This window comes from Streptomyces sp. NBC_01446 (genome assembly GCF_026340095.1).
Lineage (GTDB): Bacteria > Actinomycetota > Actinomycetes > Streptomycetales > Streptomycetaceae > Streptomyces > Streptomyces aureus.
Window position 1 is genome coordinate 8,156,751 of sequence record NZ_JAPEPO010000001.1, and the last position, 18,987, is coordinate 8,175,737.

25 protein-coding genes and 2 pseudogenes are annotated in these 18,987 nt (G+C 69.9%); 20 read left to right on the forward strand and 7 right to left on the reverse strand.

Going from position 1 to position 18,987, the window contains the following annotated elements; all coding sequences use genetic code 11:
• Positions 1-2 precede the first annotated feature (2 nt).
• From OG456_RS36900 to OG456_RS36910, 3 genes and pseudogenes are all read left to right on the forward strand, one after another.
• Positions 3-1,202: a cytochrome P450 gene (locus tag OG456_RS36900; protein WP_266568796.1), complete on the forward strand. Its 1,200-nt coding sequence runs from the start codon at positions 3-5 to the stop codon at positions 1,200-1,202.
• Between the two features lie 503 nt (positions 1,203-1,705).
• Positions 1,706-2,629 (forward strand): annotated as a pseudogene (locus tag OG456_RS36905) (RNA-guided endonuclease InsQ/TnpB family protein).
• A gap of 120 nt (positions 2,630-2,749) precedes the next feature.
• Positions 2,750-2,959 (forward strand): YciI family protein, encoded by a 210-nt coding sequence (locus OG456_RS36910; protein WP_266568798.1) that lies wholly within the window; start codon positions 2,750-2,752, stop codon positions 2,957-2,959.
• Here the strand turns inward: OG456_RS36910 and OG456_RS36915 are convergent.
• Complete coding sequence (locus tag OG456_RS36915; protein WP_353963579.1) at positions 2,910-3,713, reverse strand: endonuclease/exonuclease/phosphatase family protein; 804 nt, start codon at positions 3,711-3,713, stop codon at positions 2,910-2,912. The genes OG456_RS36910 and OG456_RS36915 overlap by 50 nt on opposite strands.
• Before the next feature lie 459 nt (positions 3,714-4,172).
• Here OG456_RS36915 and OG456_RS36920 point away from each other — a divergent pair, with 459 nt between their 5' ends.
• From OG456_RS36920 to OG456_RS36930, 3 genes are read left to right on the forward strand one after another with little or no spacing between them, the layout of a single operon-like run.
• Positions 4,173-4,385 carry a hypothetical protein gene (locus OG456_RS36920; protein WP_266568800.1) on the forward strand — a complete coding sequence of 71 codons (213 nt, stop codon included), beginning with the start codon at positions 4,173-4,175 and terminating at the stop codon, positions 4,383-4,385.
• 18 nt (positions 4,386-4,403) lie between these two features.
• Positions 4,404-4,859, forward strand: coding sequence for a hypothetical protein (locus OG456_RS36925; protein WP_266568802.1), 456 nt, complete (start codon positions 4,404-4,406; stop codon positions 4,857-4,859).
• A 27-nt stretch (positions 4,860-4,886) separates the two neighbouring features.
• Positions 4,887-5,045, forward strand: a complete 159-nt coding sequence (locus OG456_RS36930; RefSeq protein ID WP_266568804.1) for a hypothetical protein — start codon at positions 4,887-4,889, stop codon at positions 5,043-5,045.
• A 105-nt stretch (positions 5,046-5,150) separates the two neighbouring features.
• Here the strand turns inward: OG456_RS36930 and OG456_RS36935 are convergent, their stop codons facing one another.
• Entirely contained in the window at positions 5,151-5,378 is a 228-nt protein-coding gene (locus OG456_RS36935; RefSeq protein ID WP_266568806.1) for a nucleoside-triphosphatase, read from the reverse strand.
• Between the two features lie 49 nt (positions 5,379-5,427).
• Positions 5,428-5,646: pseudogene (locus tag OG456_RS36940) on the reverse strand (nucleoside-triphosphatase); the annotation flags it as partial.
• A gap of 160 nt (positions 5,647-5,806) precedes the next feature.
• Between OG456_RS36940 and OG456_RS36945 the strand changes: the two are divergent.
• Complete coding sequence (locus OG456_RS36945) at positions 5,807-6,259, forward strand: YbhB/YbcL family Raf kinase inhibitor-like protein (protein ID WP_266568808.1); 453 nt, start codon at positions 5,807-5,809, stop codon at positions 6,257-6,259.
• Positions 6,260-6,276: 17 nt separating this feature from the next.
• On the opposite strand, the gene OG456_RS36950 is transcribed toward OG456_RS36945, so the two are convergent.
• Entirely contained in the window at positions 6,277-6,909 is a 633-nt protein-coding gene (locus tag OG456_RS36950; RefSeq protein WP_266568810.1) for a protein-L-isoaspartate(D-aspartate) O-methyltransferase, read from the reverse strand.
• 205 nt (positions 6,910-7,114) lie between these two features.
• Between OG456_RS36950 and OG456_RS36955 the strand changes: the two genes are divergently transcribed.
• On the forward strand, positions 7,115-7,309 hold the full coding sequence (locus OG456_RS36955; protein ID WP_266568813.1) for a hypothetical protein: 195 nt from the start codon (positions 7,115-7,117) through the stop codon (positions 7,307-7,309).
• Positions 7,310-7,333: 24 nt separating this feature from the next.
• Here OG456_RS36955 and OG456_RS36960 read toward each other — a convergent pair whose 3' ends face one another.
• Entirely contained in the window at positions 7,334-8,431 is a 1,098-nt protein-coding gene (locus OG456_RS36960) for a hypothetical protein (protein ID WP_266568815.1), read from the reverse strand.
• Between the two features lie 212 nt (positions 8,432-8,643).
• On the opposite strand from OG456_RS36960, the gene OG456_RS36965 reads away from it, so the two are divergent.
• The gene (locus OG456_RS36965) at positions 8,644-9,165 is read left to right on the forward strand and encodes a hypothetical protein (protein ID WP_266568817.1); all 522 of its coding nucleotides are present in this window, start codon (positions 8,644-8,646) and stop codon (positions 9,163-9,165) included.
• Positions 9,166-9,181: 16 nt separating this feature from the next.
• Positions 9,182-9,568 carry a hypothetical protein gene (locus tag OG456_RS36970; RefSeq protein WP_266568819.1) on the forward strand — a complete coding sequence of 129 codons (387 nt, stop codon included), beginning with the start codon at positions 9,182-9,184 and terminating at the stop codon, positions 9,566-9,568.
• Positions 9,569-9,602: 34 nt separating this feature from the next.
• On the opposite strand, the gene OG456_RS36975 is transcribed toward OG456_RS36970, so the two are convergent.
• Positions 9,603-10,697 carry a hypothetical protein gene (locus tag OG456_RS36975; protein WP_266568821.1) on the reverse strand — a complete coding sequence of 365 codons (1,095 nt, stop codon included), beginning with the start codon at positions 10,695-10,697 and terminating at the stop codon, positions 9,603-9,605.
• Between the two features lie 174 nt (positions 10,698-10,871).
• Positions 10,872-11,453 carry an agmatine deiminase family protein gene (locus OG456_RS36980; RefSeq protein WP_323136419.1) on the reverse strand — a complete coding sequence of 194 codons (582 nt, stop codon included), beginning with the start codon at positions 11,451-11,453 and terminating at the stop codon, positions 10,872-10,874.
• Positions 11,454-11,778: 325 nt separating this feature from the next.
• Here OG456_RS36980 and OG456_RS36985 point away from each other — a divergent pair, with 325 nt between their 5' ends.
• The 10 genes from OG456_RS36985 to OG456_RS37025 all read left to right on the forward strand — a co-directional run bounded on the left by OG456_RS36985 (position 11,779) and on the right by OG456_RS37025 (position 18,965).
• A complete protein-coding gene (locus OG456_RS36985; RefSeq protein WP_266568823.1) occupies positions 11,779-12,714 on the forward strand; it encodes a cytosine permease in 936 nt (311 codons plus the stop codon).
• Positions 12,696-12,902, forward strand: coding sequence for a hypothetical protein (locus tag OG456_RS36990; RefSeq protein WP_266568825.1), 207 nt, complete (start codon positions 12,696-12,698; stop codon positions 12,900-12,902). Before OG456_RS36985 ends, OG456_RS36990 begins: the two co-directional genes overlap by 19 nt.
• 56 nt (positions 12,903-12,958) lie before the next feature.
• A complete protein-coding gene (locus OG456_RS36995; RefSeq protein WP_266568827.1) occupies positions 12,959-13,291 on the forward strand; it encodes a hypothetical protein in 333 nt (110 codons plus the stop codon).
• A 241-nt stretch (positions 13,292-13,532) separates the two neighbouring features.
• Positions 13,533-14,078 (forward strand): C45 family peptidase, encoded by a 546-nt coding sequence (locus tag OG456_RS37000; protein WP_266568829.1) that lies wholly within the window; start codon positions 13,533-13,535, stop codon positions 14,076-14,078.
• Positions 14,079-14,170: 92 nt separating this feature from the next.
• Positions 14,171-14,743, forward strand: a complete 573-nt coding sequence (locus tag OG456_RS37005; RefSeq protein ID WP_266568831.1) for a cysteine hydrolase — start codon at positions 14,171-14,173, stop codon at positions 14,741-14,743.
• Positions 14,744-14,893: 150 nt separating this feature from the next.
• Positions 14,894-15,118 carry a hypothetical protein gene (locus OG456_RS37010; RefSeq protein ID WP_100594425.1) on the forward strand — a complete coding sequence of 75 codons (225 nt, stop codon included), beginning with the start codon at positions 14,894-14,896 and terminating at the stop codon, positions 15,116-15,118.
• A gap of 145 nt (positions 15,119-15,263) precedes the next feature.
• Positions 15,264-15,380, forward strand: coding sequence for a putative leader peptide (locus OG456_RS50570; RefSeq protein ID WP_323136385.1), 117 nt, complete (start codon positions 15,264-15,266; stop codon positions 15,378-15,380).
• Between the two features lie 74 nt (positions 15,381-15,454).
• Entirely contained in the window at positions 15,455-16,687 is a 1,233-nt protein-coding gene (locus OG456_RS37015; RefSeq protein ID WP_266568835.1) for an LLM class flavin-dependent oxidoreductase, read from the forward strand.
• A gap of 21 nt (positions 16,688-16,708) precedes the next feature.
• The gene (locus tag OG456_RS37020; RefSeq protein WP_266568837.1) at positions 16,709-18,082 is read left to right on the forward strand and encodes an NtaA/DmoA family FMN-dependent monooxygenase; all 1,374 of its coding nucleotides are present in this window, start codon (positions 16,709-16,711) and stop codon (positions 18,080-18,082) included.
• 91 nt (positions 18,083-18,173) lie between these two features.
• Positions 18,174-18,965: an inositol monophosphatase family protein gene (locus tag OG456_RS37025; protein ID WP_266568839.1), complete on the forward strand. Its 792-nt coding sequence runs from the start codon at positions 18,174-18,176 to the stop codon at positions 18,963-18,965.
• Positions 18,966-18,987: the final 22 nt, after the last annotated feature.

The following is an 18,987-nucleotide window of genomic DNA, read 5'->3' on the forward strand; positions in this document are numbered from 1 at the left end:
GAATGAGCACTCAGCCACCCACCCTCAACGACCTGGCCCCTGACGGGCACGACGTGGCCGCGGACCCCTACCCCGTCTACGCGGCCCTACGGGCCAGGGGTCCCGTGCACCGCGTCCTCGTCCCCGAGAGCGGGGAGACGTGGCTGGTCGTCACACGTGACGCGGCACGCGCCGCGTTGACCGACCCGCGCCTGCGCAACGACATCCGGCACTCCTCCTCCTGGCACGACGACGGCGGACATGCCATCGGACGCAACATGCTCCAGACCGACCCACCCCAGCACACCCGCCTCCGCCGCCTGGTCGCAGGCCACTTCACCCCGGGCCGCATCACCGCCCTGCGCCCGCGGATCGAAGCCACAGCCGCCGACCTGCTCGCCGAACTCCCGCACCACGGGACCGTCGACCTGGTCAGCGCCTACGCACTGCCCCTGCCGGTCACCGTGATCTGCGACCTCCTGGGCATCCCCGCATCCGACCGAGCTGCCTTCCACGCCTGGTCCAACGCGCTGGTCATGCCGGAGAACCCAGAGCGCGCGACCTCGCCGGCCACCGAACTGACCACCTACCTCGCCGAGTTGACGGAACGCAAACGTCGCACACCGGACTCCGCCCTGCTCAGCATCCTCGCCACCGCCGACACCACGACCGGCGACGCCCCTCCGACCCGCGAAGAACTCCTCGGCATGGCCTTCCTCCTCCTCGTCGCGGGCCACGAAACCACCGTCAACCTCATCTCCGGCACACTCCACGCACTGCTCACCCACCCCGACCAGCTCGACCTGCTCAAGGCCGAACCCGAGCTGACCGGCGCGACCATCGAGGAATCGCTGCGCTACAACTCACCCGTACACGCAAGCGCGTTCCGCTTCGCCGCCGAACCGCTCGACATCGCCGGAACACACATCCCTGCGGGCGACGCCGTACTCATCTCCCTTGCCGCCGCGTCCCGGGACCCACTGCACTTCCCAGACCCGGACCGGTTCGACATACACCGCGCGCCCCACAGCCACCTCGGCTTCGGTCACGGCCTCCACCACTGCCTGGGCGCGCCCCTGGCCCGCGCCGAAGCCACCATCGCCCTGCGCCGACTCCTCCACGACCGTCCCACCCTCGCGTTCGCCACGGACCCGGCCACCCTCACGTGGCGCAGCAGCACCCTGCTCAGAGGCCTGACGTCACTGCCCCTGCACGTCGGCTGAACCACCACGGACAACAACGTTGCCCGCAGGGCACCAGTCGACCCGCTCCGCAGGTGTGCGGGCAACGCGGAGGAAGAAGGTCTCGGCCCTGCCCCGGTTGATGGCCTGCGCCTGCGCCCGGGGCGAAGTCCGGGTAGCTCTCGAGGAATTGGATGCAGTAGGTGCCGGTGTTCTGCGCGGCGAACGGCCAGTCGCTGCCGTACAGCACGTGGCCGGGATGGCTCCATGCCCCAGACGGCCGCGCCGTCTAATCCAAGGACAAGCGTTCCCTGGCCGCGGCCGATGCGGCGATCCGCCAGGCCCGTAGGGAGATCGACTGGCTCGGAGTGCTCCCCGCCCAGGCCGGGCAGGCGGTGCTGAAGACGTATGTCCAGGCGTGGAAGCACTGCTGGGACGGTCGTGCGGAGGCGCCGAACTTCAAGGTCCGTTTGCGCACGGTGATGTCGGTGGACATTCCGCAGGATCGCGATCTGCAGATCAAGCGGGTGCACCGCCGTTGGGGCATGGTCAACATTCCCAAGGTCGGTCGGGTCCGGTTCCGCTGGACCAAGGATCTCCCGGTCGGCAAGCTCGCCGACAGGGAGAATCGGATCACCGGGGCGCGGTTGGTCAAAGACGGACTCGGATGGCACATCGCCTTCCGCGTCCAGACTCTGGAATCTAAGCCTGAGCCGCACGCCGGCCCTGAGATCGGCATCGACGCCGGGGTCAATCTTCCCCTGGCCCTGTCCGATGGCAACCATCAGGATCACGGACGGCCCGCCCGGCTTTCGGATGGCACCGCCGACCGGGACAAGTGGCTGAACCCGGAGGAAAAGACCAAGCTGCTCCGCCGTGAACAACGGGCCGCGCACCGCAAGTCCTTCCGCAAGCCGAAGGAGCGCATCTCCAACCGGCTGAACCGCACCTACGACCAGATCAAGCAGCTCCGCGCAAAAGCCACGCGCCGGGCCGTTGACTGGCAGCACAAGACCACGACCAGCATCGCCAGGCAGTACGGCACGGTCGTGGTGGAATAGCTCAACATCACGAGCATGGTCAAGTCCGCGAAGGGCACCGTCGAGGAACCCGGGAAGAACGTCGCGCAGAAGTCCGGCCTGAACCGCTCCATCAGTCAGGAGGCATGGGGCCGTACCGTGACGATGCTGACGTACAAGACCGGCCGTTGTGGCGGCACCCTGCACAAGGTTCCCGCGCCCGGTACCTCCCTGCGTTGTTCAGCCTGTGGGTTGACCACAGCGGGCAGCCGGGAGGGCCAGGCCACGTTCGTGTGCAAGAACCCAGACTGCGGCTGGTCCGGCAACGCCGACTGGAACGCAGCACGGAACATCTTGCACCTGTACAGGATCGGCCTCGTGGCGATCCCGGCTGCCGGGAGGGCAGTCGTCAGGCGCACCCGTGGCGCCAAGCCCGCCGCCGCAAGGTAGGTGGGAATCTCCTTCCTGAGCTTGCGAAGGGAGGAGAGCACTTCAAGCCGTGACCTACGCCTACACCGACGACTCCGCGGCCCGCGACGCCGTCCGCCCGCCCACCGGGACTTCCTCGGCGTGCTCATCGAGCAGGGGATCAACCTCGTCTCGGGCCCCTTCGCCGAGGAGTACGCGCCCGGCGCGCTGCTCCTGTTCCGCGCCGCCGACAAGCAGTCGGCGCTGGCTGCCACGGAGAAGGATCCGTTCCGCCTGAACGGGCTCGTCAGTGACGTCTCGGTCAGGGAGTGGATCCCCGTACTGGGACCGCTGGCCGGCCAACTGTCCTGAGACCCTGTGCGGCTGCCACCGACTCGCGCTGGCGGCCGCACACTTTCATCCCTGGCCGGGCGCGATCCGGGCGGCCACGGGCAGATGGTCGCTGCCGGTCTCGGGCAGCGTACGGATATGGGTGAAGGTCGCCGAGCGGGCCATCACCTGGTCGATCCGGGCCACCGGGAACGCGGCGGGGAAGCTGAACGCGAAGCCGCGTCGCGCCGCGCTCAAGCGTGAGGTCAGCGGGGCCAACCCACGATCGCGTGCTGTTGAGGTCGCCCATGAGGATCACCGGCTTCACCTTCTCGGCAACGACCACCCGGCCCAACTTGCCCGCGCTCTCGTCGCGCCACGTGGATCCGAGACCGCTCGCCCCGACGCGGACCGACGGCAGGTGAGCGACGTACACCGTGATCTCGCCCTGTGGAGTGTGCGCCACGGCTCGCAACCCGCGCTGCCAACTCTCCGTGATCCCGCGGGGTTTGATGTCCACCGCCCGGGACCCGGTCAGCGGATGCTGCGACCAGAGTCCGACCGTGCCCCGGACCGCGTGGTAGGGGTACTGCGGGGCCAGCGTCTTCTCGTAGACCGGCAGCGCCGCCGGGACCGGCTCCTCCAGCGCGATGAGAGCGGGATCGGCGTCGGCCAGGGAGCGGGCGGTACCCGCCGGGTCGGCGTTCTCATCACTGACGTTGTGCTGTACCACGACCAGGTCGTGTGCGCGCGTGCCGCCCCCGGCAACAGCAGCCCGCCGCAGAGGTACGTCCATGCCGCCACCGGCAGGAGCAGGGTCACCAACGCGATCGCGGAACGGCGCAGCAGCACCACGACCACCAGGCCGAGCCACGGCAGGAACTGCTCCAGCAGACTGCCCAGGTGCCCCACGGAGTTGGGCACGGCCCGGTGGAAGGCCACCAGCCCGGCCGTCACGACGGCGAGCCCGGCGAGCACACGCCCCCGTTTCCAGGCCGGCCGATCCCACTGCACCACGGCTTCCCCTCTGCTCGGCATTGCCTCTCAGGACGAGCCGTCGGACGGATCAGGTTCCACCGTCCGCCGTTGTTGCGATCTTGTGCATGGGCTGCGAGGACACCACCGTCGATGGCGAGGACGTGCGCCGGGTCGTCTCTCTGGCCGTCGACGTCCTCGTGTCGCCCTGTCACACGCCGCCTGCCCGGACGCCTACCGGGCGCGGTATTTGCGGGAGTGCACTGAGGCGTGACTCGGTGTGCTCGGCTGGAGGGAGGGAGGGGCAGCGCTCATCCGCGCCGTTGTCGCTGAGCTCCACCGCCGCTCGGCAACGCGCCTGAGTATCACCCCCGAACTGCTGACCGCACCGACACCTGCCCAGCTCGTACTCGGTGAACACGGCCTGCACGAGGACGTGTTCACCGCAGCCCTCGACTGCCTCCCGTTCGGGCCGGACAAGCATGACGGCTAAGAGGACGTCGAGGAGTGGATGGAGCGCCACCGTGCCGCATCCGATGCATGGGACAGCATGTGGTCCGGCATCCTCCAGGCGCAGAGCGGGCATCACCTCCGTCTGCTGACCTGGTCCGCGCGGAACCCCGCCGCCGATCGCGTGGTGCGCGAGCACCTGCTCGGCACCATGCCATGGCACGTCGAACCGGCCTTGTTGGAGGAAGTCGCCGCACACGACCTGAAGCGCTTCCGGCGAGCGGTCCTCCTCACCCGGATCTCCCGGTCCTGCCGGAGCGGGCTGACGCCCGCGCAGGCACGCGAGCGCTATGCCGACGAGCTGGCGGCTGCATCCCAGGAGGAGCGGGACTACGTGGAGCGATTCCTCGACGAGGAGATGCAGCCCGGGTACCTCCAGACCTGCCTGCCGCTCCGCTGTCGCCTGGGTGGAGCGCGCAGGCAGGCAAACCTGGCGGTTCCTCCTCAACCCCGGTGAGGCTCAGCGTCTCGGACGGCCACAGGAATGGCTGGCGTCCCAAGAACTCGTCGCCGCCCTCGGCACCCGGTTCGCGGCACCTATTTCACCCAGCGCGACCCCGAACGGGCCACCCGCCGCGCGATCAACCAGCTCAACCAACTCGGCTACACCGTCACCCTCAACCCGCTGGAGACCGCGGCCTGACCCTCCCCGAACCGAACGCCTGGCAGCCTCCAACGACCACCGGGCGCCAAGTCATGCCCACACCCATGCTGACCTGCTGCTATTTACGCGTCAGAGGCCGGCCTCTCATCCGTGAGTCGGAGGCCCTCCGTGCGTTCGGGCCTGCTGCAGCCGGGCCGCGAGCTTCCCCGGCAGGACGTCCCGGTTTGCCGGAGTGAGGTGGACGACCTCGATGTCGGCGCGCCGCTTGAGGGCGTCGGTGAACGGATCGCGTTGCGTGTGGACCGTGGCGACGACGTCGACCTCGGTGACGAACAGCGCCTCGACCGCGTGCCGGAACGCCGTGCACGCCAAGTTCCATCCGCCCCAGCTCGTCGATGAGCACCAGCCGCCCTGTTGCTGTCGACCGAAGCGACGGCAGCGCCAGTCGATCCATGACACCAGGGTCGACGCCGTATCTCCCTACCCGTGGCGGACCGGGCAGGTCAACATGGGCGAGCACTTCCCGTCCGCCAGCCAGGGTCTCCAGGGCGAAACCGACGCGGGCGCCGGATTGCCGGATCTCCTCCGTGGTGAAGCCGGTGGCCGAGTGGGTAGGCAGCAGCGCGGCCAGCCGACGCAGGGCGGTCGTCTTGCCCGCGCCAGGCGACCCTTGAGCAGGATCCTTGTGGGCACACTGCCATCTTCACCCCCGCTTCCGGGGGGCGGGTGGACTCGGCCGAGCGGGGGTTTTGGGGGTGTGGACCGGTGGCGGTGCCGCCGTTGCGGGTATGGCGGCGCGCATGAGCGGAATTGAACTCAGCAGCACCGCCTTCGACGACGAATCGGTGATCCCTCGTCGGTACAGCGGGGAGGGCGAGAACATCTCACCACCCCTGACCTGGTCGGGGGTGCCGCACGAGGCCACAGAGCTGGTGCTCCTGTGCGAGGACCCGGACGCGCCGGGGACGACCTTCCTGCACTGGCTGGTGACCGGCATCGATCCGGAGACCACGGGGGCGGCGGAGGGCCAGAAGCCCCAGGCGGGTCTGCCGTGGCCCAACGACTTCGGCCGCGTGGGCTGGGGAGGGCCGATGCCTCCACCGGGGCACGGGCCGCATCGCTATGTCTTCCGCCTGTACGCCCTGTCCGAGCCGCTGCCGCTGCACGATCACCCGGGCGTCGAGGACGTGCACCGTGCCCTGAAGGGCAGGGAGCTGGCCTCCGGCACCCTGGTCGGGACCTATCAGCGCTGAGCGCGTCACAGCTGGTCTTAGCCCTGGGCGCCGTACAGCCGGACGAACCGGGCCGCGGTGACCATCCTGCGGTGCACCAGGTTGTGGGCCCGCCGCTCGTACAGCTCGACGCGCTCCAGCCCGCCCTGCCCGATCGGCTGGACGAGCCGGCCACCGGTGCGGAGCTGATCCACGAGCGGCTCAGGCACTCGCGGGAAGGCCGCGCAGACGATGACGGCGTCGTACGGGGCACGGGTCGGCATGCCGAGGGTCCCGTCGCCGAGTACGACGTCGGCATTGCCGATGCCCTGCCCGGCCAGCCGCAGGCGGGCCTGGTCGACCAGGTCGGGCCAGCGCTCGACGCTGACGACGTACGCGGCCAAGCGAGCCAGCAGCGCGGTCTGCCAGCCGTAGCCGGTCCCGACCTCCAGGACTTGTTCGTCTCCGGTGAGGCCGAGAGCAGAGACCATCATGGCGATCAGCGAGGGCTGGGTGGTCACCTGCCCGTGGGGGAGCGGAACGGGCGTGTCCCGGTACGCGGATGCCACCTCGTCCGCGGGGACGAATTCCGTCCGGGGGACGCTCCGTACGGCCTCTAGGAGACGGACGTCGGTCACGCCCACGGCGAGGGCCGCGCGGACCAGGTCCTCGGGGCTCCCTTCATGAACCATTGGACCGCGGCGCCGCGGCGGTGGCACCGGTGGCCCCGCTCGTGGTGCGCTCCAGAAGCCGCGCGGAGTGATCGTGCTTGCCGCCCGACGTCGCCTCGTTACTCACGTGCTTGCTGCCTTCCCACAGTCCCCGTTGCGGTGCCGGTGAGCGCGGTCCGTTTCCGGCCGGGCGCAACCCGGGCAGCCGAAGGAGTACCGCAGCGGGTTGGCCACCGCTGGCACGCCCACCGCCCAGGTCCTCGGCGAGGTGATCGCAACGTCCGTCTCCTCCGCGCCGCTCCTGCTCCTGCCCACGCGCCCCGTCCGCCGCTCGTACGCCGCGCTGCCGCTCCAGCCCAGTGTCGGCATGTTCCGCGCGCGGCGCGATCCGGGGCGGTCGGTTGCAAGGGGCGACCCGTGATCCGGGAGGCGCAGCGCATCGGCGTCAGGACGGGGTCCCCAGGTCGGTGTACCGCAGCAGGGCGCCCACACCCTCGTACAGTCTCAGCTCGCTCTCCGGCACGACGACCAGTTCGGCACCGGTGCCGACGAGGGCCCGGACGAGGGCCACGTCGGCCGGTTCCTCGCGCGGGGCCCGCACACCGAAGGTCATCAGCTCTGCCTCGGTCAGGGCGAGCTGAGTGGGCTGGGGGCCCGCCCAGAGCCGCAGCGAAGAGCCTGGCGGTCGGTTCAGCAGAAGTGCCGCGACCTGGGCACGCTGGAGGGCGGCGACGGTGGCGGCCAGCCCGTGCGTCATGGGTCCGTCCAGAGCACGCCGGCCGATGAAGGTGTCCACGAGTTCCCGGTCGTGCGCGGCCATGCGACCGCGGAAGACGCCGTCGAGCTGCGGCTCCAACAGAGCGCGTCCGGTGTCGGTGGGGGTCCGGCCGCCCACGCGTACGACCTTGTCCCGCAGGGTGTGCGGCAGGCGGCGGATCAGTACGTTGCACGCCCACTCGTCCCCGCCCACCACGACGGCGTCGGCATGGGCGCGCCGCGCCCGTTCGTCCAGCCGGTGGCCGAGCCGGAGCGAGACGCGGTGCCAGGTAGCCACCGCGACCCTGCGGTGCAGCCGCTCACCCGGGGTGACGGTGGACGAGGGCCAGGTGCCGGTCTGCGCCTCCAGAGTTACCCAGCCGTGGGTCTCGGCGGTCGGAAGGCCGCCGTAGTGGACGACTACGGCCATGTACGGGATCTCCGGGAGGTGCTGGGTGACCAGGGGCATTGTGTCCGGCAGGGTGCTGTAGCGCGCGGAGTCGTGCTCGGGCGGCCTGGGCAGCTCCCCGTCCAGGACGAGCGTGTCGTGGGCGGCGAAGATGGCCTGCCCGTGCACCCCTGGCACCTCAGTGTCGGCTCCGACCACCTCCTCCAGTACGTTGAGCAGCGCCCGCTCCGAGCCCTGCCGGGACAGACTTTCGCGCAGCCGCCTCCAGCGCAGCGCGATCGCCTGCTCGGGATGCTCGACGTTTCGGGAGGTGTCCAGGTACACGGAGGCGAACGGGCCCGGCTCCGCGTAGAGAGGTTCAAGGAACGACAACCTCATCGCCACTCCTCGTCGATGGTCTCCCCTCCTTTGATGATGCGCGCCCCGGGGGGATGGAGCTCGACGAGCGCAAAGCGGTGCGGAATGCCGGGCGGTCAGGCGCCGGCAGAAGCCGGCCCATCGTGAGCATGGTGGCGGGGACCAGGCCGTCAAGCATCGCGGAGCCGCGGGCCAGGACGGCAGGCCGCTGAGCAGCCGAGTTCGGTAGCCGGATGAAGGTGCGCTCTGCGCGGGAGTACCAGATCGTGGTGGTGGGGGTCGCCTTGCCTCACGTGCATACCTGTTTGTGGGCCGTATTCGACAGACCGAGCGGCGCGCTCGTGAGGTGCGGAACCAGCAGGGCCCAACCATCCGGAGGCATCGGGTTGTCTTTGCGGTGGCGCGCGGCCAATTGTGTTTTGGCCTTCGCCGTGATGGGGCTGCTCGGCCCGGGCGTCGGAACCTTCTCCGCCGCCATGCCGGCCGAGATCCTCGCCGTCACGCCGAAAGAAGAGACCTCGAGCGCGATGAGCTTCAACCAAGTCGTCCGCAGCGTGGGATTCTGTCTCGGCAGCGCACTCGGCGGCCTGGTGACTGCCGCCCATACCGGTACGACAACGGCCTTCCCCGCAGAATCCGGATACACCACAGCGGCCTGGACTGGAGCCGCGTCAATGGCTGTGACCGTGGCGATCGGCCTGCTCCTGCGGCGCGCCGGGCGCGAAGCCTGCGGTGACGTTCCGGACGAGCAGTGACCGAAGTGGTGGACCGGTGAACGTCATCTTCGTCGACCGGGCCGCGGGCCCCGACGGCCTCCTCACCGTCCTGGAGGCGTGTGGTGGCCTGATGGCGTCCGTCCTGCGCACGACCCCGTCGACCACCGTTTCCTACCACGTCTTCGGACCCTCGGACCCGGAGGGCTTTGCGGCGATGGCCGTGGTCGAGACGCTCGTGCACACCCACGACATCGCTCAGGGACTGAACCGGCAGTGGTCGCCGCCGAGGGAGTTGTGCCTGCGCGTCCTGCGGAAGCTCTTCCCTCACGTCACCGTCCGCGGCGACGCCTGGCACAACCTGCTGTGGGCGACCGGACGCACCGCACTGCCCGATCGCCCACGACTCACCGAGTGGCGCTGGTACGGGACGCGGAGCGAGTAGTCCTCGCGTCGACACGCTCGCGTCCCGGCACCGCTCACAACCGTGTCGCGGTCCCGCACTCCATATCGTCGGCGGCCTGCATGCGCGCGTCCATCGACGTACTCCGGTCGTACGGGTCGACCTCGGGGCCGGCTCCCGAGCCGGATGCCGTACGCGCGGACCGGAACTCCGGGACGTAGAAACCGGTGTCGTTGTCACAGCCGCCGTTGGCGGTGTCCGACTTGTAGGAGACGAGGGAGAACGTCCCCGGCTCGATGATCACCTTCGCCGGATCGTCCCAGCTCATCACCACCTCACGGCGCACGATCGTGCGGGCGACCTCGTCCCTTCCCTCCGTGGCGTGCGCGACCGGGTAGACGTAGGTGACGTCGGTGCTCACCTCGACCGCACCGCGCTTGCCCTCCCGGTACGTGATCCGCCCGCGCGTCTTGACCACGTCCCCGACGAGACGCACCTTCTCCGTCGCGAAGCGGCTGAACAGTCGCAGAGGATCGGCGTCCTTGCTCGGTGCGCGGAACGCGGTCGCCAGGTAGTCCTGGACGTCCTTCTGCTTCGGATTGATCAACGCGATCGCCTTCTCGGGCGGCTGTCCGAGCAGCACTCCGGAATCCAGATTGGACGCGGCAAGAAAGTCCCGGGACCTGTCGAGCGTCTGCGAGACCTGAGCCTTGCTCATCCAGCCGGTCGCCCGGGCCTCGGGGACGGTGATCCCCGCCGTTCCGTCACCCCATTGCGCCGCCGGCGATCCCCTGAACGGTTGCTGGAGGGTGGGCTGTTGGGCCGCCGACTCTGTCGCGGGCGGCTGGTCGGGACGTTCCGACTCCGCGGCGAGCGGGGTGTCGCCACCTCCACCGTCGAACCAGTCGGTCACGCGCCCGGGATCCAGCGCCACGAACAGCGTGCCCGCGGCGAGGATCAGGCCGGCCACATACCAGCCCTTGCCGCGCCGCTGCCGGGCCGGCTGGTGAGTCCGCCACCCCTCGGGCCGGCCGGTCTCCTCGCGCAGCCGTCGCGTCACCATCCGGGCCCTGGCCGACGGTTCCTCGGGCGCACCCTGAGTTCCGGCCTCGGCCTCCCTCTGGAATCGCTCCCATTCCTCGTCCGATATGGACGCCCCACTCTTGCTCACGAACTGCTCCCCGCCCCTTCCACGGCACTTGACGTGGTGCTCCACCTTCACCGCGTCGAGTCGGCCGAGGGCATGGTTGTCGCCTCGGCGTCGCTGATCCTAAACCGTGTGCACGTGGGGCGGGGTGCCTCGACGTACCGGTGCCGAGCCGTAGCCCGGCACCGGTCGCGGTCGCTACGGGCGTGGCTGCTGCTGGGTGACGCAGTGGATGCCGCCCCCGCCCGCTCCGAGGCTGTCGATGTCGAGCTGCTCGACGGTGCGGCCCGGGAACAGCCGCTGGAGGGCCGCCTTGGCCCCGGCGTCCGCGCGGGTGTCACCGAACTGGGCCGAGATCACGGCACCGTTGCACACGTAGTAATTGGCGTACACGGCGACGAAGTTGACGTCACTCGACCGGATGCGGGAGTAGTCCGGGCCCTGGAGCTTGGTGACCGCCATCGGGGTGCCGTCGGCGTCGGTGGACGTGGAGAGGGTCTGGTACTGCCGGCGGGAGTCCTTCGACGATCGACACCATCGCGGGTGGCGGCGGAATCCACTGCTCGACCCACGACCAGCCGGGCAAGCCGGCCGCGTAACCCCACCCCATGCACGGGGCCGCCAGGTCAGGGACGAGCCGTCGCATGCCGGGCGGCAGACGTCGGGTCGTTCCCTGCCTGGCGGCTTCGGCGGCTTTGGCGGGTCGGGCCACTCTGGCAGCTCTCGCGCGCGCCTCCGTCGTCGCGGTCCGTGAGTGACCGTCGTCCTGGCGGGTGTCAGGGCGAGGCGCCCGTCGGGCGTCCGGCCGCCTCCTGAACATGGCGTATCGACGGTGCGGCTGCCGTTGTACCGCCGACGTCTTTCCGGTGAACCCTTGACGTCTCGCGACCCTCCGCTATTAGATCTCCTCTATTGGGCGTGCGACCAATAGGGTCGCTCGGTCATGCCGTGACGCTTCAAGGGAGGACGCGATGGCGACCAGAGACCTGACAGCCACCGCCGGCAGCGACGTGGCTACGGCCGTGGAACAGGACAGCTGGAAGCGCACGGGATCGACTACATCCCGGAAGAGGAGCGGCACGGCCGACCCCGGGAGCTGTTCGAGGTGTGGGCGGCCCCCAACGTCAGCTACCTGAGCCTCGTCGTCGGTGGGGCGCTGGTCCTGATGGGCCTCACCCTCGGACAGGCGCTGGCCGTGATCGTCGCCGGCAACCTGCTGTGGGCACTCACCGGAGTCCTGGCCGTCAGCGGGCCGGCCGCGGGCACCACGGGCTCGGTCGTCTCCCGTGCCATGTACGGAGTCAACGGGAACAAGGCCGTCATCGCGCTCACGGGCTGGCTGATCTCCGCCGCCTATCTGGCACTGAACTGGTCCGCAGCCTCGGTCGCCGCGTTCGGGCTCGCCCGGCGCCTCGGCGCTCCAGACAGCCCCGTCCTCGACGGCGTCATCATCTGCGGCATCGCCGCGGCCACCCTCGTGGTCAGCGTGTACGGCCACGCCACGATCGTGCGTCTGTACTCCGTGCTGAGTGTCGCCCTCACCGTCGTGTTCGTCGTCGTGAGCGGCTACGTACTGGGACACACCGACTGGTCCTACCGGCCCGCCGAATCACTGCACGGCGCCCAGCTCTGGGTGACGCTCATCGGCGGCTTCGCGATCATCGCGTCCACCCCGCTCTCGTACAGCAACAGCCCTGACCTGGCGCGATACCTGCCGCGCGACAGCAAGCCGATGGCGGTGGCGGGGTGGACGGCACTCGGGGCCTTCCTGCCGAGCGTGCTCTTCACCGGCGTCGGCGCCCTGGCCGCCACCACGCTCGACATGAGCGACCCGGAGGCGGCGCTCGAGGGCATCCTCCCGAGCTGGTTCATCCCGCTGTTCGTCATCGCGGTCGTCCTCAACACCCTCGCCAACAACGGTCTGACCGCGTACAGCGCGGGTCTCACCCTCCAGTCCATCGGCACGACGGCCCTCAGCTCCTCGACGAGCGTCGCGGCAGCCCGTTCTGGTACGACGCGGGCGTGCACCGGGCGGGAGTGATGGCGTTCCTCGCCGGTGCTCTCGCCGGAGTCCTGTGCGTGAGTACGAGCTTCTGGACCGGCCCCGTCTCGTCGTCGCTCGGCGGCGCGAACCTGTCCCTCGTCGCGGGACTCGTGGTCTCCGCCGTCGTGTACGGGGCGTCGGGGCGCACCCGGCGCCGCGCGGTGACCCCTGCACCGGGCGTGTGACCGACGCGCGGCGGACCACGCCCCGACATCCCCCACCCCCCGAGGAGAACGCCGTCATGATTGCCCGCCCCACCGAACGCCTCCACATCGAGGTCGCCTCGTCCGACCCGTTCGCGCGCGGAGCAGCTCGCGGTGAGCGACTGCGCGACACCCTTCCCGGAGGGATCGCAGGGTACGACCGCTTCTTCCGGCTCGGCGGCATCAGCCCGCACCAGGTTCGCGCCGACGCCGAGCGCGCTCTCGACACCATCGACGCGTTCTGCCCCCGCGCGCGGGCGGAGGTCGAGGGCATCGCGCACGGCGCCGGTGGCGACGTCCGGCGCATCGCGGCGCTCAACGCCCGCACCGAGATACTCGCCCGCAGCGCCACTGTCCCACCCGGCGAATGATTGACGATCGTCCGCCGCACGGATGGCGCCGCCGGCACCGTCGACACCTTCGGAATCCAGACCTGGGACTGGCATGTCGAGCTGAACCCCTACTGGCACACCCTGGAATCCCGCGGTGGAACCCACGACGTGGTCGGCCTCACCGAACACGGCATCCTCGGCAAGATCGGCATCAACAGCGCAGGTCTCGCACTGCACTTCAACATCCTGGGCCACCGCCGAGACGGCGTCGGCGGTCCCCATGCACGTCCTGGCCGCCGTCGTCCTCGAGGAAGCGGGGAGCGTGGCGCAGGCCGTGGAGATCGTGCGCGGCGCTCCGATCGCCTCGTCGGGATCGTTCGCCCTCTTCGACACCTCCGAGGCCGTACTCCTCGACCTGAGTCCCGAGGGTGTGTTCGCGGTGGAATCCGACCGGGACACGCTCGTGCGCACCAACCACTTCCTCACACCGGCTCCTGCTGTCGGGGAGAAGGCGTGGCTCCACCAGCCGGATTCCGGCGAGCGCTACGACCTCATCCGCAAGCGCCTGACGCCCACCGCTCTGCCGCAGTCGCCCGACGACCTTGTCGGTCTCCTCGTATCGGGGGAGGGCGAGGCGGCCCTCACCTGCCTGCCCGACATGAACCTGCCCGAGGGACAGCGATGGGCAAGCCTGGCCACGGTCATCCTCGAACCGGCCACGAGCACGGCCCGCATCCTGGACGGCACGCCGGCAGACGCCGGTTCACGGCCCTGGCGCCACCTCGCGGCACAGCGTGGCTCGGACACCGGATCCGGAACGCGGTGAACTCTTCACGGCACTGGCCCCTGCTTCTCACCCTCTTCTGATTCCATGGAGGCCCCGCTCGATGGCCTCTGTGAGGGAAGGGACCGGCAAGCATGGTGAAGGCGAACAGCGCTCTGCTCGTGATGGACGTCCAGCGGGATGTCGTCCGCATCGCCGACGACGGATCCGGCTATTTGGCTCGCCTGAAAGGGGCGATCGCGGGCGCCCGAGCGGCGGGTATCCCCGTCACCTACGTGGTCATGCGGCTACGGCCGGGTCAGCCCGAAGCCGGCCCGCGCAACAGGACGCTCGCCACCGTTCTGCAGGCGGGCCTGTTCACCGACGGGGCTCCCGGCACCGAGATCCACGACGAGGTGGCGCCCCGGCCGGGCGACACCGTGGTCACCAAGAGACGGGCGAGCGCGTTCTCGGGCAGCGACCTCGACCTGGTGCTCAGGGCTCGCGACATCAACAGCCTCGTCCTGGCGGGCATCGCGACCAGCGGCGTGGTGCTGCACACCCTGTGTCAGGCCAACGACCTGGACTTCGGCCTCACCGTCCTGTCGGACGCCTGCCTCGACCTCGATCCGGAGGTGCACCGGACCCTCATCGGGAAAGTGTTCCCGCAGTGGGCGGAGGTCGTCACCGTCGAGGACTGGGTCGGTTCCCTGGCGCAGAGCGGCTGATGTCGCATGCCGTATCTCGCGGGTCAACTCACCGACGGAATCTCGCAGTCGGGCCGATGAACCCTGTCGGGGGTGTCAGGTACTACCGGGCGGTAAGGTGATCACGCTGCCCTGTTCGGGGTGGGCGGACGGACTCGGGGGAGTACGAAGATGGCCAAGCCGGTACGCGCGTCGCTGGGCGAGATGTGGATCACCTGCCAGGTGTGCCGCAGCGAACTCTTCCGTGAGCGGGGCATCAAGCTCAACAGCACCGGCATGGAGTTCATGAAGCTGGCGTGGGCGGACGAGACGGCGACGGGCCTGATCTGCTGGAAGTGCGGATACGTGCACCTCTTCGTGAACCGTGAGATCCGGCTTCATCGCGCCGAGGACTGACCCGGCGAGGGGAGTCGTAGCCCTCCCGGTACCAACACGACCGGTTCCGTGCGAGATCCGGGCCGGAAGCGGGAACAGACGGCGGGGGCGGACCGTTCTTGCTGACAATGCAGTGTGTACTGGCGATGAGAGGGGAGGGGCGGTCATGACCCAGGTGTCCCGTCTGTGCGCCCTCGTCCTCGCCCCGTACCGCCCGGTGCACCTGTACACCCGCGCCCATATCGACCTCCAGCGCGTCGCCGGCGCGCTCTGTTGTTCCTGATCGCATTCTTCGCCGTCGCACCCTCCGCCCGAGGGTCGCTCATCTCGTACGGTCGATCAGGAAGGCACCCTTTCGTGTCCTCGTCTTCTTTGCTGCCCTCTTCAACCCCCGCGCTGCACCTCGCCGTTGCCCTCGACGGCGCCGGCTGGCACCCGGCCGCCTGGCGTGAGCAAGTGTCGCGGCCCCGGGAGCTGTTCACCGCCCGCTACTGGGCCGACCTCGTCCAGGAGGCCGAGCGCGGGCTGCTCGACTTCGTGACCATCGAGGACGGACTCGGGCCACAGTCCTCGCACTTCACGGAGCCCGACACCCGTACCGACCAGGTCCGCGGGCGCCTCGACGCCGTCCTCATCGCCGCCCGCGTCGCCCCGCTCACCCGGCACATAGGTCTGGTACCGACCGTGGTGGCCACACACACGGAGCCGTTCCACATATCCAAGGCGATCGCCACGCTCGACTATGTGAGCTCCGGGCGCGCGGGACTGCGCGTACAGGTCTCGGCACGCCGGAACGAGGCCGCGCACTTCGGACGCCGTACGTTCCCCGCCCTCCGCATCGAGGACCTGGACAGCCCGGAGGTGAAGGAGCTGACGGGCGACCTCTTCGACGAGGCCGCCGACCACATCGAAGTGGTGCGGCGGCTGTGGGACAGCTGGGAGGATGACGCGGAGATCCGGGACGTCGCCACCGGCCGTTTCATCGACCGCGACAAGCTGCACTACATCGACTTCGAGGGCAGGCACTTCAGCGTCAAGGGCCCCTCGATCACCCCCAGGCCGCCCCAGGGTCAGCCGGTCGTCAGCGCGCTGGCCCACCAGAGCGTGCCGTTCCAACTCGTCGCGCGTTCCACCGACATCGGATTCGTGACCCCGCACGACGCGGACCAGGCGCGTGCCGTCGTCGACGAGATCCGTGCGGCACAGGCCGCGGCCGGACGGGCGGACGAGCCCCTTCACGTCTTCGGCGACCTGGTGGTCTTCCTGGACGACGACCCGGCCGCGGCGGCGGCACGGCGCGAACGGCTCGACGGCCTGGCGGGCTACACGTACACCAGCGACGCCCGGATCTTCACCGGCAACCCCGCTCAACTGGCCAATCTGCTCCAGGAGTTGCAGCTGGCGGGCCTCACCGGATTCCGGCTGCGTCCCGGCGTCGTCGGGCACGACCTGCCCGCGATCACCCAGGGGCTCGTCCCCGAGCTGCAGCGGCGCGGAGGGTTCCGGAGCGAGTACGAGGCCGACACCCTGCGCGGACTCCTCGGGCTCACGCGCCCTGCCAACCGCTACGCCGCCACCGCCACCGTCTGAGCCGGAGGGACCACCGACACCATGCCTCGCAAGCAGATCCACCTCGCGGCCCACTTTCCGGGCGTCAACAACACCACCGTGTGGAGCGACCCGAAGGCCGGCAGCCACGTCGAGTTCAGTTCCTTCGCGCACTTCGCGCAGACCGCCGAGCGGGCCAAGTTCGACTTCCTGTTCCTGGCCGAGGGCCTGCGCCTGCGCGAACAGGGCGGTGAGATCTACGACTTGGACGTCGTGGGGCGGCCCGACACCTTCACGATCCTCACCGCGCTCGCCGCGGTCACCGAGCGCCTCGGGCTGACCGGCACCATCAACTCCACCTTCAACGAGCCTTACGAGGTCGCTCGCCAGTTCGCCAGCCTCGACCACCTCTCGGACGGGCGTGCCGCGTGGAACGTCGTCACCTCCTGGGACGCGTTTACCGGTGAGAATTTCCGGCGCGGCGGGTTCCTGCCGCAGGACGAGCGGTACTCGCGCGCCAAGGAGTTCCTGACCACCGCGAGCGAGCTGTTCGACTCCTGGCACGGGGACGAGATCGTCGCCGATCGGGCGAGCGGTACCTTCCTGCGCGACGCCCAGGCCGGAGCCTTCGTCCACCAGGGACAGCACTTCGACATCAGCGGGCAGTTCAACGTCCCCCGCAGCCCGCAGGGCCGCCCGGTGATCTTCCAGGCCGGTGACTCCGACGAGGGGCGCGAGTTCGCGGCGTCGAGCGCCGACGCGATCTTCAGCCGGTACAGCGCCCTCAAGGAAGGGCAGGCGTTCTACACGGACGTCAAGGGCCGCCTCGCCCGCCACGGCCGTACGCCCGACCAGCTCCTGATCCTGCCCGCCGCGACGTTCGTACTCGGCGAGAGTGACGCCGAAGCGGCGGAACTGGCCCGCGAGGTACGCCGCCAGCAGGTCAGCGGCGCCACCGCGATCAAGCACCTGGAGTTCGTCTGGAACCGTGACCTGTCCGGCTACGACCCGGACGGACCGCTCCCCGACATCGACCCCGACCTCGGCGAGCACACCATTGCACGCGGCCGAGCCCAGGTCCGCATGTACCGCGACCCGCTGGCCACGGCCCGTGAGTGGCGGGAGCGCGCGGCCGCCAACAAGTGGTCGATCCGTGATCTCGTCATCGAGACCGGCAACCGCCAGTCCTTCGTCGGCTCCCCGGCCACGGTGGCCGAGACCATCGACGACTTCGTCCAGGCGGACGCGGCCGACGGCTTCATCCTCGTCCCGCACATCACCCCCGGCGGCCTCGACGTCTTCGCCGACACGGTCGTTCCGCTGCTCCAGGAACGCGGGGTGTACCGCACGGAGTACGAGGGCAGCACCCTGCGCGACCACTTGGGCCTGACGGAGCCGAGCGCTCTGGAAGCCGGGACCCGCCGAGTGGCGTCGTAACGACCCGTCCACCATGCGATCCGCACCAGTGCCGGAGCCGGCGGTGGCCTTTCCGCCGCCGTCTTCGGCGCCGCCCGATACTCTGCACCGCGTGATCAACTCATCTGCGAGTTCTGACGATTCCGCGGTCGCGACAGCCGCGGCGAGTGCCGGTGCCGACGTGGTGCGCAGCCTGTACGGGCGACACCTCACCCGCATAGACAAGGGCGCGGGGGACTTTGCCACCACCGCCGACGTGGAGGCCGAGAAGGCCATTGTCGACGTCATCCGCGCCGCCCGCCCCGACGACGCGGTGGTCGGTGAGGAAGGCGGGCAGCAGGGTACGGCCGATGCCGCGCGCCAATGGCTGGTGGACCCGTTGTGCGGCACGCTGAACTACGCCGCCGGCAGCATGCTCGTTGCTGTCAACGTGGCGCTGCGCGACGGGGCGGCGGCGGTGGCCGACCCGTTCAGCGGCGAGGTGTTCTTCACGGACGGGACGAGCGCATGGGTGCGGCGCGACGGGGTGGACGAGCCGCTGGCCCCGACGTCCGCCACCTCGCTCGTGGACGTCAACCTGGACCCGCCGTTCATCAACCGGCCCGGCTTCCGGGCCGTTGACCTGCTGGCCCACCCCGCGTTCGTCGAGCGGTTCCGGCCGCGGGTCGTGTCGACGACGCTGGCGCTGGCCTGGGTCGCGGCCGGTAAGCGGGCCGCGTACGTCACCGATGGCGCCGACCTCATCGGGAGTGTGCACTTCGCCGCAGGCATCGCACTGTGCCGGGCCGCCGGCTGCGTCGTCACCGGGATCGACGGCGCCCCGACCCGGGCTGAGGGGCGGGGACTTGTGGTGGCCGCCGACGCCGAGACCCATGGGCAGTTGATGTCGATGATCCGCAGCTGAGACACCCCCGCCGCCCCGGTGA

What these genes read in the sequence shown, in the direction of transcription:
- OG456_RS36900 (WP_266568796.1), top strand. Translation starts at nt 3, where the DNA reads ATGAGCACTCAGCCACCCACCCTCAACGACCTGGCCCCTGACGGGCAC.
- OG456_RS36915 (WP_353963579.1), bottom strand. Translation starts at nt 3,713, where the DNA reads ATGGACGTACCTCTGCGGCGGGCTGCTGTTGCCGGGGGCGGCACGCGC.
- OG456_RS36925 (WP_266568802.1), top strand. Translation starts at nt 4,404, where the DNA reads ATGGAGCGCCACCGTGCCGCATCCGATGCATGGGACAGCATGTGGTCC.
- OG456_RS36930 (WP_266568804.1), top strand. Translation starts at nt 4,887, where the DNA reads ATGGCTGGCGTCCCAAGAACTCGTCGCCGCCCTCGGCACCCGGTTCGC.
- OG456_RS36945 (WP_266568808.1), top strand. Translation starts at nt 5,807, where the DNA reads ATGAGCGGAATTGAACTCAGCAGCACCGCCTTCGACGACGAATCGGTG.
- OG456_RS36950 (WP_266568810.1), bottom strand. Translation starts at nt 6,909, where the DNA reads ATGGTTCATGAAGGGAGCCCCGAGGACCTGGTCCGCGCGGCCCTCGCC.
- OG456_RS36960 (WP_266568815.1), bottom strand. Translation starts at nt 8,431, where the DNA reads ATGAGGTTGTCGTTCCTTGAACCTCTCTACGCGGAGCCGGGCCCGTTC.
- OG456_RS36965 (WP_266568817.1), top strand. Translation starts at nt 8,644, where the DNA reads ATGAAGGTGCGCTCTGCGCGGGAGTACCAGATCGTGGTGGTGGGGGTC.
- OG456_RS36995 (WP_266568827.1), top strand. Translation starts at nt 12,959, where the DNA reads ATGATTGCCCGCCCCACCGAACGCCTCCACATCGAGGTCGCCTCGTCC.
- OG456_RS37000 (WP_266568829.1), top strand. Translation starts at nt 13,533, where the DNA reads ATGCACGTCCTGGCCGCCGTCGTCCTCGAGGAAGCGGGGAGCGTGGCG.
- OG456_RS37005 (WP_266568831.1), top strand. Translation starts at nt 14,171, where the DNA reads ATGGTGAAGGCGAACAGCGCTCTGCTCGTGATGGACGTCCAGCGGGAT.
- OG456_RS37010 (WP_100594425.1), top strand. Translation starts at nt 14,894, where the DNA reads ATGGCCAAGCCGGTACGCGCGTCGCTGGGCGAGATGTGGATCACCTGC.
- OG456_RS50570 (WP_323136385.1), top strand. Translation starts at nt 15,264, where the DNA reads ATGACCCAGGTGTCCCGTCTGTGCGCCCTCGTCCTCGCCCCGTACCGC.
- OG456_RS37020 (WP_266568837.1), top strand. Translation starts at nt 16,709, where the DNA reads ATGCCTCGCAAGCAGATCCACCTCGCGGCCCACTTTCCGGGCGTCAAC.